Raw genomic sequence first — 13,063 nt, forward strand, 5'->3', positions numbered from 1 at the left:
GCACCAACAAATCGGGACGTTGAGACAGAGATTAAAATCAAATTGTCACCAAACCGCGATGCAGATGTTAACCAGATGTTAACAGGCCCGGTTCTTACGCACGCTAGGCTTGTGTCCGTGGCTGAACATATTCCAAAAAGAGTGTGGGGATGGTTTGGACGAAAACACTCACACGTGCCAAGCTGTGTTTAGAAACAGACAGGTAGGACCGCAGAGTTGAAGAAGCTGAACGTATTGTTGGTAGAGGACGATCCGTCATTGCTTGCTCTGACGTCCGCGCTCCTTCGACCGCATTACAATGTTCTTCAAGCGTCCAATGTTGCGGATGCGCGTGCGACGCTGGCGTCTCAATCGGTGGATATCGCCCTGCTGGACCTCGGGTTGCCGGATGAGGACGGTCTGGTACTGGCGCGATCGATGCGGGCGAAATCAGCGCATCCACCGATCATCTTCGTGTCGTCCCGCAATAGCGCGAGTGATAAGATCAGCGGGTTGGACATCGGGGGTGACGACTATCTGACCAAGCCCTTTGACCCGGATGAGCTTTTGTCCCGGATCAACGCAGTGCTCAGACGCACAAACCCCCAGGCTCAGATGCCCCGGCAGGATAGCAAAGTCCGGCTGGGAGAGATCGAGATTGATCTGGACAGTCGACAGGTCTGGAACGCCCAGCACGAGGTCATACCCGTCACACGGGCCGAGTTCGACGTGATGATGGCCATCGTCAACGCGAACGGTCGGGTGCTGTCCCGGTCGGTGCTGCTGGATGCAGTTGCCCTATCGCCCGACCATGACGCCGGAGAGCGCACGATTGATGCTCTGGTTGCCAAGATCCGCAGGAAGCTGTCGGATGGCGGCGATGGTCCCAAGATCATAGTGACGGTCCACGGGGTCGGCTATCGACTGGGGGTAACGCGACAGTGAAACCCCGCGCCTTCATATATGATGAGCCGATCAACGCGGTCACCCAGAACTTTCTGGACAAGAAGTTTGAGGCCCAATACCGCGATTGGTACTTCGAATCCACACGCGGGCAATTCCGCACTGCGCTGCTGTTTGGAGCGTCTTTCTACGTCGTCTTTGCTTTTCTTGAAGTTTTTGTTCTCCATTCCCGCAGCTTCTCGGGTCAGGATCTGGCCGTTTGGGGTGCGCGGCTGTTCATCATCTCGTTTATCTTTGGGCTGTTCTTTTTCTCTCACAAACTTCCCGCGCGTACTTTGCCCGTGATCATCTCGACCGGCTGGTCGATGATGTATCTGGCCATCTGGGCCGCCTTCGCCTTTTCCGGGGACCATGAATCCAAGGATTTTCTGTATCGCTTTGCGCTGATCAGCCTTGCGGGCACCGTGTTTCTGCCCTTTGTCTTTTCCCACTCGGCAGCGTTGCAACTTTTGCTGTTCGTGCCGGTCTCATACTATCTGGTGTTCGACAAAACGAGCCTGAGCAGCGGGATGGACACCTGGATCGGCCCCTCCTTCGTTCTGGCTTCCACTGTTTTGATTGGTCTTTATGCCAAGTTTTTTTCCGAACGCACGCTGCGGGCCAATTTCGTGCAGAGCGTCTATCTGGAAAAGGCGCGCAACGATGCGGAAAAGGCGAATGAGGCGAAATCCCAGTTTCTGGCAACCGCAAGTCATGAGCTGCGCACGCCGCTGAATGGCATCGTCGGCAATATCCGCCTGATCAAATTGACCCCGCAGGACCCTGAGTCTCTGGACCAGAGACTGGATGAGATTGAACGCTCCAGCCTTGCGATGCGCAATCTCATCGACGATGTCCTCAACATCGCGCGTCTTGAGGAAAAGCCCGAAGATCGCGAGTTCCGCACCTTCAACCTGTCCGAGGTTCTGCAAGACCTCGAGGCCGTCTTGCGCCCACTGGCACGGTCGAAGAACGTACAGTTGATCATCCCGCAGTTTGACGATGGCGTTTATCTCAGTGGCAACAGTGGCCACCTGAGGCACATCCTGCTGAACCTTCTGGGCAATGCGGTGAAGTTCACCAATGAAGGCTCGGTCACGTTGTCATTTGAGCAATCAAAGCAGTCGGTGGCCTTTACAGTCAGCGATACCGGGATCGGTGTGCCCGAGGACCAAGTCAAGGATATCTTTGAACCCTTCACGCAGGCCTCGAACATCGACTCGCGCAAAACAGGCGGAACCGGGTTGGGACTTTCGATTGTGCGCGGGCTTGTCTCAACGCTGAATGGGCAGGTGTCAGTCAAAAGCAATCTGGGCGAGGGGACAGTGTTCCGGGTCGAAGTGCCTTTCCACGCGGCCCCGGCCCCGAGCCCGCAATCCGAAATGGCGGGTTTTGCAGCCACGGTCGGGACGAAGCAAAACGTTCTGATCATCGAGGATGACCCTACCAGCATGGAGATCCTCAAAAGCCTGCTGGAGAGGGATGGTCATACGGTCACCGCAGCGGCCAAGGGCAAAGAGGCGATTGCGCGCTTCCGTCCAGATGACACCGATTGCATTCTGACCGATATCCGACTGCCCGACACGACCGGCGTTCAATTGGCCCGTGACCTGAAGCAGATTGCCAAGGAAGCGGGATTGGACAAGTCGATCACGACCATCGCCGTGACCGCCAACGTGATGCCCGAAGATCTGGACGAATACACGAACGCTGGCTTTGATGCGGTTGTGTCCAAACCTTTGGATGAGCGGGTACTGTATGGTGCCATGCGGGCCTCACTCGGGCAGCCATCGTCTGAGATATCGTACATTCCAAACACCGATGACACCAAAGAACGCCTGAGGAAATTCCTGAGTAATGAAGAGTTAGAACAGGTTTTCCTGACATTCAGAGAGTCGCTCGAAGATTGTTATGTCGAGCTTAAGAAAGCGCAGGGGCAGGGTGACAGGGACCGGATCGAGTTCCTCGTTCACCGGGTCTATGGCAGTGTGTCCAGTTTTGGTGAAACAGAATTGGCCGCCAAGGCACAATCGGTCGAGGGACTTTTGCGCAGCGGTGCCGAGAATTACGGCGCTGAGTTGGACAAGCTTATTCAATCCTGCGGAGTTGTCATTCAGGGTCTGAAGCGACAGGCCTCGTGATGCGGTTTCTCAAAGTGCGGCCTGCGCCCGTTCGATCATCACCAGTGATGCCGGGTCGCCACCGCGTAGAGTGTCGGCAGATTTGAACGCATCGATGGCCTGGGCAAAACGCCCGGCCCGGAAATGCGCTAGGCCAGATTCGTAGGCCGCGATCCAAGCTGGCGGTTCAGGCGTGTCATCAGTCATCGCGATCAGTTCAAAGACGACCAATTCCTCGGACCGGCCCGCGATCTCCATCTTGTCCAGTTCGCGGGCGATGATCGCGTTGCCCGCTTCGCGCCGGGTTTCGGGGCCGATCAGGATTGCGGTACCATAGGTTTTGTTCACACCCTCCAACCGGCTGGCGACGTTCACCACGTCGCCAATGGCGGTGTAGTTCAAGCGATGCTCGGACCCGATATTGCCAACCAGCGCTTCGCCGCTGTTCAAGCCGATCCGCACATGAAGGGCCTCGTCCGACTGGCTTTGCAGGGCCGAGTTTTCGACGACATCCACCAACTCCAAAGCCGCGCGGCAGGCGTGTTCTGCATGGTTCGGATTCTGCCTCGGTGCGCCCCAGAAGGCCATCACCGCGTCGCCGATGAACTTGTCGAGGGTCCCGTCATGGCGTTCGATCGTTGAAGAGGCCGCATTGAAGAACGGCTCCATCAGTTCTACGACCTTTGGGCCGTGTTTCTCGGCCAGACCGGTGAAGCCAGACACATCGCAGAACAGGACTGAGATTTGTTTGGTCTCGCCTCCGGGTTGCGATTTCACGCCTGCGGCGACCAGCATTTTCACCAGATCGGTCGGCACATATTTTCGAAACGCCGAAAGCCCTGCCGCCATGCTCGCCGTCGCGGCCGATAGATTTTCAAGTTCTACCAAACGCGAAGGACGACGTGAGACTTGCTCGACATCGAACCGCTCAATCCGGCTGAGGTCTTCGGCGACGCGTGACAGCGGGTTGGCGACGACCCGGCGCACCAGCCAGATCGCGGCGATGGTCGCCAAGGCTACGACACCCAGCAGGATGTAGACCAGATTGACCAGCGTCCGGTCGATCCCGGACAGAAAGGCCGATTCCGGGATTACGGTCGCCACACGCCAGCCGTAGAATCCCAGCGGCGTCAAAGCGACCGCATAGGCCACGTCGTCGTAGACGATCCGTTTCGTCAGGGTGCCCGCAACGACCCCGTCTGCCTCGGTCAGCAGTTTCTGGCCCGAGAGTTTCGCCACTTCGTACAGCTCTCCCTCGCCCATGCGGGCGGGGGTGATTTCATCGGCATTAGGGTCGGGTACGGCGATGACTTTACCATCGGCGCTGAGTATAAAGGCCGCGCCGAACTCGCCGGGGCGCAGGGATCCCAGAAAGCGGGACAGGCGGTCGGTATCAATGGCAACCGACAGCACGCCTTGCCGCTGGCGGCGCACGTCGATTGGGCCGGAATAGGCAAACACCGTCTTGTCGCTGTTTGGCAGATCGCGCACTTCGATCCAATCTGGCGTGTCGCGGTCGATGAAGTTGTCATACCAAGGATGATCGCGCGGGTCGTAGTCTGTCTCGGCAAAGCTGCGTTCTTCGAACTGAATGTCGCCGGGGATAAAGATATAGCGGTCTCTACGCAGCTTCCTGTCGTGAATGTTCTCGTCGATCTCGATCATCTCAAGCCCGCTATCCCCCAGTCGGTGGGCGGCAAAGAAATTACCGTCGGGCCAGCCGAAGGTGATCCACGAGATATTTGGCTGAGATTGCAGCTGAGACAGGAACACAAATTCCCGCTTGTCGGCCTGACGTGTCTCGATCACGTTTTGAATGAAGATCGTTCGGACAGCGGCCCAAGCAGCCTCGGCGGATCTGAGGGTCAGGCCAACCTCAATCCGGACCGTGTTCGAGATCTGGCTGTTGATCTCGGCGGCCAGCATCTGACTGTTGTCCCGCGCCGTGGTCCACCACAGGGAATGCACAATGAAGGTCGACACGCCGATGGACAAAGCGACGAGCATTGACACGGCGATCCCAACGGTGACACGCATTGAAGCTCCACGGCGGCCTATAGTGACTGGCGCTGCGATGCGGACAGTCAGGTTCTAGGTCAAGTCTAGGGGCTGCAACCGTCAGTTGCCAGTTGGTTTCAATCTGCGCGCTAACTTGTGTAGTTGGCGAGAGGAACAGTTGGAAAAGAAAACCGGCAGATCGACGAGCGGGTCAATCTGCCGGTGTTTTTGGTATCCTAGGTCAGCTACGACCCTTCCATGGAACCAACACGTTCTCGGCTTTGCGCATCAGGATATCGATGCCGTAGCCAATGATGCCGATCAGGACGATGCCCATGATCACGATGTCGGTTAGCTGGAATTTCGAGGCTGCGATGATCATCATACCAGCCCCTTTCTGCGCCGCGACCAGTTCAGCCGCAACAACCGTGCCCCAGCAGACGCCCATCGCAACCCGCGCACCCGTGAAAATCTCGGGCAGAGAGTTCGGGACGATCACATGACGCATGATCTGCCATTTGGATGCACCCAGCGAATAGGCCGCGTGGATCTTGGAGATATTCACACCCGAAACTCCCGCACGGGCGGCAATGGTCATGATCCAAAGGGCGGCAAGGAACAGCAGAACGATCTTGCCAGTCTCCCAGATCCCGAACCAGATGATGACCAGCGGGATCAGCGCCAGCGGAGGGACAGGTCGCATGAACTCGACAATCGGGTCGAACCAACCGCGGAACCAGCCCGACAAGCCCATCGCATAGCCTAGCGGAATGCCCACGATAGCCCCGGCGATGAAACCTGCGATGACGCGCAGCAATGACCAACCCAAGTGCTGCCAGAGCGAGAAGTTCTGATAGCCTTCATTGGCGATCTCGAAGAAACGCGCAACGACCGTTTCCGGCGCAGGTAGCCAGATCGGGTTCATTTGCAAACCCTGCGCTGGCGTAAAGCTGATGGCGCCCTTCCCGGTCAGCGATACAGTGCCGTCGCCAACATTGACTTTTGCGTCAGGACCGATCGGATTGCCATTGATCGCAATGATCTTTGCGCCATCTGCGCGTTTGGCGTCGTCGTTCTTGTCAAACAAGATGGTCGAGGACCGCCCGGTTGGGGCAGCAAATGCATCGTCTTTGGCGAAGCCCGTACCGGGATCAACCTCGAAATCTTCGGCGTCTTCTCCGAAGGGTGGGACGCGGATGAAGACGGTGGCGTCATCAGTCGTGCCGTCTGCATTCTCGACCGTGTAGGTGAATTGGGTTTCCCCCACAAACGGCCCCGGAACATGTAGCGGGATAAGTTTCGATCCTGTGAATGCCGCCCAGATTACGAAGATAACCAGAATCGAGATGATCGAGGCTGCGCGATCCGCGCGCACAGCGCTTTCGTCGCCAAAGGTCACGGTTTTCAGGCTGGTAAAGTCCTGACGGCTTTGCAGGCCTTTGCGCAGCAGGTGAACGATCAAAAACGCGCCGCCGAACAGGCCGATATAAAACAGAAGTACGATCATGATGCTTGCTCCGTCCGGCCCATGATTTCTTCTTCCATTTCCCAGATCATCGACAGGATTTCATCTCGGGTTTCGGCGAAACCTTCGGACTTTTTGACATCGCGAAGGTCGGCGTTCACGCCGCGTTCCGCGAAAGGCAGGTTGTATTCCTTGTGAATGCGCCCCGGACGCGGGGCCATCACGATCAGGCGTTCACCCAGCAACAGGGCTTCTTCGACAGAGTGGGTGATCAGGATGATGGTCTTGCCCGTCTCTTTCCAGAGTTTCAGGACCAGGCCCTGCATCTTTTCCCGGGTCAGCGCGTCCAGCGCACCCAAAGGTTCATCCATCAGGATCACGTCAGGCTCATTCGCCAGACACCGGGCCAGGGCCACGCGCTGCTGCATACCGCCCGACAGCTCATAGACGGCCTTTTCCTTGAAGTCCTGAAGGCCGACGACCTCAAGAAGATGGTCCGAGATCTTATCGCGCTCTTCCTTGGGCATGCCCTTCATGCGCGGGCCGAATTCCACATTTTCGCGCACGTTCATCCATTCGAACAAGGCGCCTTTCTGAAACACCATGCCGCGTTCCGCGTCCGGCCCTTCGACCACGTGGCCATTTAGCTCGACCCGGCCCGAGGTGGGCGCTAGGAAGCCCGCGACGATGTTCAGCAACGTTGTCTTGCCGCATCCCGAGGGCCCGAGGACCGAGACCAACTCACCTTCTTTAAGGCTGAGCGTGACGTCCTGAAGGGCTTGCACAGAGGTACCGTTGGGCAAGTCAAAGCGCATGGACAAATCAATGATGTCCAGTTCAGGCATTCCGTTTCCTTCCTGCTGTTGTTTCCGAAGGCCAGCCTGATGACCGGCCCCCGGAATATGTATGTTGTATTAGTTGGACGCGGCCGCCAGCGGCGCGCTGTTTACAGCGCCCTCATAGGAGTCCAGCGCCGAGTCGATGCTGCCCGCATCCACAAAGACGTTGGCAACGCCGCCCATGAACTCATGCGCGCCACCACCCAGCCATTTGTCAGACAGCTGCTCTTCGGCGGAGGGGAAGGTGAAGGTCGCGATGGTTGCCTCGGCATCGGCCAGGTCCATACCTGCATCCTTTGCGATCGCGGCCAGCATCTCGTCCTTGGAGTCACCCGCGTTCCACTGCGCGTTTGCGTCAGCAGTCACTTTGAGGAACTTGGACAGCAGTTCAGGCTCTTCCTGAATGAACGAGGTCGGTGCGCTTGTGACGTCGAACACCAGAATACCAAGCTCTTCCTTTTCGGCGCCGGTCAACAGGATGTTGCCGTGGTCGAGCATACGACGCAGCGCGCCACCCCAGCCGCAGACCATGTCCAAGTTACCCTGAGCAAAGGCTGCCGCACCATCGGCGGGTGCCATGTCAACGATCTCGAGCGAGCTGGTATCCACACCGAAATGGGCCATCTGAGACAGGAACCCATAATGCGCGGCTGTGCCAATCGGAACACCGACTTTCTTGCCGTTCAACTCTCCGGCGTTGGTTTTGTCGATTTCCAGCGCTTCGGCGACGACGCAGTTGTCATTGTCCGAATAGCTAACCGCAACATCGACGGCCTGCAGGTCCTGACCAGCTGATGTGGCCACAACGAAGGGCGGAACGCCTTGGCTTACAGCGATCTGAACGTCGCCGGATGCCATGGCGGCCGACATCGCAGTCCCGGTGTCGAAGGACACCCAGTTGATCTTGACGCCCATCTCTTCTTCATAGGTGCCATTGGCCTTGGCGTATTGGAACGGCATCGGCCATTCGAGGAAATAGGCGACGGTGATTTCATCCGCAGCCGCTGCTTGTGATGCCGAAAACGCGGCAAGACCGGCGCAGGCCGTTGAGAGCAGATACTTTTTGATCATTGGTTTATGTTCTCCCTGTTGTGATGATCATTTTTTTATATGGCCCGACTTTTTGTCTGACCGATACCTGAGACAATAGACCCAAGATGGTGAAACAGCGAAACAAATTGTGCTGTGGCGCTGTAAAAACCGGGGGCAGAGCTGCCAAATTGGGCGCGAAGGCGCGCAAAATCTATTTGGTGACCCTGCCGGGAATTACTGTTTGTTTTCAACATAGTCTCATACTGAAACGTCCTCACGCGAGGTTGTGCCAAAGACGTCTGGTCGAGCGGGATTGCTCTGGTGCCTGTTGCGGGCATCGACACCTCTGATCGCTGTTCCAAAGCGGGCGTCATAGTAGATCCCGTTCCTCCAGCACCTTGCGCGCCACACGGAAACACTCCAGCGATTGAGGAACACCGCAATAGATACCGACCACGTGAATGATCGACTGGATTTCCTCTTTGGTGACGCCGTTGTTCAGGGCGCCGTTACAGTGGATTTCCCATTCATGCATCTTGCCCAACGCACCCAGCATGGCGAGGTTCATCATCGAGCGCGTCTTGGCGTCAATCGTGTCGTCGCCCCAGCCAAAGCCCCAGCACCAGGCGGTCATGGCCTCCTGAAACGGGCGGGTAAAGTCATCCGCCGCCGCAAGGTTCTTTTCCACATATTCTGCGCCCAGGGTCGATTTGCGTTGCTTCAGCCCGGTTTCAAACAGGGTGTCATCCATAGGTCTTCCTCGTGATTATGCGACCCGTTGACTATTGGTCAGCCAATCCGACAGACGGGTCTCCTGCCAGATGGGACTTGCCTTTATATCCAAATTCAAAAGCAATGAGTCGCACGTAAACCTGTACAGTGGCAGGTTCTACCGTACGGAATCCAAAAGAGTTTAAGGTCAGGCGGGTTTGTCTACGCCGTCCCGCATCCATTGTTGCAGCCGGGCGATGGAATGTTCGCTCATCACGCCGCATTTGGGGTCCAGAACCAGTGGGCCGGGCACATAACCCTTGGACTTGAGGCCGCGATACACGGATTCGACCAAGCGAATATCCTCGGCCACGGTGGTCTCGCGATCCTGTACAGCAAGTCCCCGTATCACATCGCTTTCATGGCCGCCTTCCGTGTACCAGCCCCGCCAGACGGTGCACGTGTCCACGGTTTCCGCGCGCCAGTGATAGGTATTTAGCACATTCCCCGGATAGCACTGGAATGAGAACATGGGCCACAGGAACCACGACTGATAGTCTCCGGCATGTGGCACCGACAGGTCGATCGGATAGGTCATCTTGTCCAGCGCCTGACACTCGGTCGTGTGGCGCAGCACGTAGCCGCCTTGTTCGTCGGGTCGGATGTCATAGGTTTCCGGCTTCACCACGCCCTCGGCAAAGGTCGGGTGGTTCGATGGACAGTGATAGCATTCCGAGTAATTTTCGACCGAGACCTTCCAATTACAATTCTCTGGAATCTCGACCCATTCCAACGGCGCGAGGTCATCAATTTGCGGAACGAATTCCGCAATTTCTTTGCGCACGCCGGGATACCAGTCGTCCATCGGGGCGGCATCTTTGTCGAGATTGACGAAGATGAAGCCGAGAAAAATCTCGGTCCGAACTTCGGTCAGACAGATTTTTTCCCGTTCAAAGCCCGGGACCGACTTGATGTTGGGCCCTGCGCGCAGCCCGCCCGTCAGCTCATACGTCCATTGGTGATAGGGGCAGACCACGACCCGAGTGTTGCCGGTTCCGGTCACCATCTCATGCGCGCGGTGCTGACACACGTTGTAGAAAGTGCGCACCACCTCATCCCTGCCGCGAATGGCAAACAAGTTCTGACCAGCAATCTGAAAGGCAAAATAGTCGCCCACATTCGGGATATCGGCCGCATGTCCTGCGAATTGCCATGTCCGCGCCAGCAGCCCGTTCATCTCATCTTCGAAGACGGCGGGATCGGTGTAGTAGCGGGCCTCGAGCGAGTGGGTGAGCGGCTTGGTCATGATGGATCCTCAACTTGGAAACCGAGGGGCTTGCCTTGGGTAGCGTTCATTTGTGTCGTTATGTGTTGACCGTGGTACATTTGTTTGATTATCAAATCCACAGAAATCTGCGACTCTGGAACAGGAATCCTGCGATGTCCAAGAAAGAACTGCCCGAACGCGCAAAGGTCGTCATTGTTGGCGGCGGGGTCATGGGCTGTGGCCTGGCCTACCACCTTGGCCACGAAGGATGGGGAGAGGAGACCATCCTGCTGGAAAAGGCCGAGCTGACCAGCGGCTCGACCTGGCACGCGGCGGGCCAGATCACTCATTCGACCAGCTCCTATGGGCTGGGCAAGATGGTCGACTACAATATCGGCCTCTATTCGAAAACGCTGGAAGAAGAGACCGGTCAGGCCGTCACATGGCACGGTTGCGGCTCGTTCCGGCTGGCCTATACCGAGGATGAGATGGACTGGCTGCGCCATACGCTGTCCGTCGGTCGCGCCCTTGGCTTCAATATCGAGCTGGTGGGACCCGAGTTCATTGCCGAAAAGCACCCGTTCTACAATCTCGATGGTGTCTTGGGCGCGCTCTATACGCCGGATGATGGCCATGTTGACCCTTCGAATGTGACTATGGCGATGGCGGCGGGTGCGCGGCAGAAAGGTGTGAAGATCTTCCGCCATTGCCGCGCGACCAACATCGCGCAGAACGATGCAGGCGAATGGGTGGTCGAGACCGAACAGGGCACGATCACCTGCGAACATGTGGTCAACGCAGGCGGCACCTATGCGCGGCAGATGGGCGAATGGTCCGATCTGCAACTGCCCATGACCTCGATGACACACCATTATTTCGTCACCGAAAACGTGCCGGAGTTTAAGGATCTGGACACGGAACTGCCAGTGATCCGTGATGACAAGATGGTCTCGGGCTATATCCGGATGGAGCAGAAGAAGGGCCTGATCGGGATCTATGAGAAAGAAAACTCGAACTCGGTCTGGCATGATGAATGCCCTTGGGAGTACGAGAACTGGCTGTTTGAGGCCGACTATGACCGCGTGATGCCGTGGCTGGAAAACTCGCTGGAGCGGATGCCTATCTTTGCCGAACTGGGTATCACTCGTGAGGTGCATGGCGCGATCAGCCACCCGCCCGATGGCAACCCGATGGTTGGTCCGGCGCCGGGCGTCAAGAACTACTGGTGCTGCTGCGGTACGCAGATCGGCATCGGCTGGGGTCCGGGTCTGACCCGCGAACTGGCGAAATGGATGGTTCACGGTGCCGCCGATATCAACATGCGCGACTATGACCCGCGCCGCTTTGGCAGCTACGCCAAGAAAGACTGGCAGGTTGTTAAGGCGCATGAAGACTACAAACTGCGCCACGAGATTCCCTTTCCGCATTTCAACCGTCTTGAGGGGCGCCCGATCAAACCGTCTCCGCTATATGAGATCCTCAAGGAAAAAGGTGCGGTTTATGAGGAGGTCTTCGGCCACGAACGCCCCCGTTGGTTTGCCCGTAATGGCGTGGAACAGCGCGACCACTACTCGTTCCGCCGCAACGAGGTCTTCGACATGGTTGCGCTGGAATGTCAGGCCGTGCGTGAGCGCGTGGGGATCATGGACGTGACCGCCTTCACCAAGGTTGAGGTCTCGGGGCCGGATGCCTATGCGCTGCTGGATCGCCTGACCGCGAACAAGATGCCTCAGAAAGACGGTTCGATCACGCTGACTCATTTCTTGAACCGCAGAGGGCGGATCGAGCTTGAGACCACGATCGTGCGCATGGCCGAAGATCGCTACTATCTGGTCTGCGCGGCCTTCTTCGAGCAACGCCTTGTGGATCACCTGAACCAGAACCTCGCGGGGGAGACCGTCTTCGTCAAAACGCTCTCCGAAGATTGGTCGGCTTTGTCCCTGAACGGGCCAAAATCCCGCGAGGTGCTGGCCAAATGCACCGATGCTGACCTGTCCAATGCCGGTTTCCGGTGGTTGTCGGCGCAGGAAATCACTGTCGCCGGGCACAAGGTTTGGGCCTTCCGCATGTCTTATGCGGGTGAATTGGGCTGGGAATTCCACATGCCGGATGAGGCTTGCGTTGACGTCTACAACGCGCTCTGGGCCGCGGGTGAGGCATTCGGGATCGAGAACTACGGCTCGTTCGCGATGAACAGCTTGCGGATGGAGAAAGCCTTCCCTGGCGCTGGTGAGCTGACCAATGAGGTCACTTTGCCCGAGGCGAACGTGGGCCGATTCTTCAAGCTGGACAAAGAGTATCTGGGGGTCGAAGCCACCCGCGCCAGCGCCGCACAGGCCCAGGCCGGTCAAATGCCTTGGATCTGCGCCTATCTTGAAATCGAGCCGGACGGCATCGAAGACGGTCATGGGGGTGAGGCAATTCGCATCGACGGCGATGTCGTGGGCGCGACCGCTTCGGTTGCCTATGGTCATAGCGTCGGCAAGATCCTCGCCTTTGCTTTCGTCAAGCCACATGTGAATGTCCCGGGCACCGAGGTTGAGGTCGTGATCGCCGGCTGTCCACGCAAGGGGCGTATCCTTGGCGAAGCGGCTTATGATCCGAAGTCTGAGCGTCCCAGAACGGATGCTCCAGCTGCAGTTCCGGCATAAATACGATGGGGGCAGGGCGCGCGCGCCTGCCCCCTCAACAAGCTCTGCGCCAAAAGGAA

The 13,063-nt window shown here is 57.5% G+C and carries 9 protein-coding genes; 3 read left to right on the plus strand and 6 right to left on the minus strand.

Annotation, left to right across the window (positions count from 1 at the left end):
- The first annotated feature begins 216 nt into the window (after positions 1–216).
- A complete protein-coding gene (locus ACP15L_RS17965) occupies positions 217–924 on the plus strand; it encodes a response regulator transcription factor (protein WP_425085221.1) in 708 nt (235 codons plus the stop codon).
- Positions 921–3,062 carry an ATP-binding protein gene (locus tag ACP15L_RS17970; protein ID WP_425085222.1) on the plus strand — a complete coding sequence of 714 codons (2,142 nt, stop codon included), beginning with the start codon at positions 921–923 and terminating at the stop codon, positions 3,060–3,062. Before ACP15L_RS17965 ends, ACP15L_RS17970 begins: the two co-directional genes overlap by 4 nt.
- A 9-nt stretch (positions 3,063–3,071) precedes the next feature.
- Here the strand turns inward: ACP15L_RS17970 and ACP15L_RS17975 are convergent, their stop codons facing one another.
- From ACP15L_RS17975 to ACP15L_RS18000, 6 genes are all read right to left on the minus strand, one after another.
- A complete protein-coding gene (locus ACP15L_RS17975; RefSeq protein ID WP_425085223.1) occupies positions 3,072–5,078 on the minus strand; it encodes an adenylate/guanylate cyclase domain-containing protein in 2,007 nt (668 codons plus the stop codon).
- Positions 5,079–5,280: 202 nt separating this feature from the next.
- Positions 5,281–6,546 carry an ABC transporter permease subunit gene (locus tag ACP15L_RS17980; RefSeq protein ID WP_170376954.1) on the minus strand — a complete coding sequence of 422 codons (1,266 nt, stop codon included), beginning with the start codon at positions 6,544–6,546 and terminating at the stop codon, positions 5,281–5,283.
- Positions 6,543–7,349, minus strand: a complete 807-nt coding sequence (locus ACP15L_RS17985; protein ID WP_170376956.1) for a taurine ABC transporter ATP-binding protein — start codon at positions 7,347–7,349, stop codon at positions 6,543–6,545. The genes ACP15L_RS17980 and ACP15L_RS17985 overlap by 4 nt, the downstream gene beginning before the upstream one ends.
- A gap of 69 nt (positions 7,350–7,418) precedes the next feature.
- Entirely contained in the window at positions 7,419–8,414 is a 996-nt protein-coding gene (locus ACP15L_RS17990; RefSeq protein WP_170641131.1) for an ABC transporter substrate-binding protein, read from the minus strand.
- 331 nt (positions 8,415–8,745) lie between these two features.
- The gene (locus ACP15L_RS17995; protein WP_170376962.1) at positions 8,746–9,126 is read right to left on the minus strand and encodes a carboxymuconolactone decarboxylase family protein; all 381 of its coding nucleotides are present in this window, start codon (positions 9,124–9,126) and stop codon (positions 8,746–8,748) included.
- Between the two features lie 168 nt (positions 9,127–9,294).
- Positions 9,295–10,392 carry an aromatic ring-hydroxylating oxygenase subunit alpha gene (locus ACP15L_RS18000; RefSeq protein WP_425085224.1) on the minus strand — a complete coding sequence of 366 codons (1,098 nt, stop codon included), beginning with the start codon at positions 10,390–10,392 and terminating at the stop codon, positions 9,295–9,297.
- Between the two features lie 134 nt (positions 10,393–10,526).
- On the opposite strand from ACP15L_RS18000, the gene ACP15L_RS18005 reads away from it, so the two are divergent.
- A complete protein-coding gene (locus tag ACP15L_RS18005) occupies positions 10,527–13,004 on the plus strand; it encodes an FAD-dependent oxidoreductase (RefSeq protein WP_425085225.1) in 2,478 nt (825 codons plus the stop codon).
- The last annotated feature ends 59 nt before the right edge of the window (positions 13,005–13,063 follow it).

The organism is Ruegeria profundi, from assembly GCF_049800715.1.
Taxonomy (GTDB): Bacteria; Pseudomonadota; Alphaproteobacteria; order Rhodobacterales; family Rhodobacteraceae; genus Ruegeria; species Ruegeria profundi_A.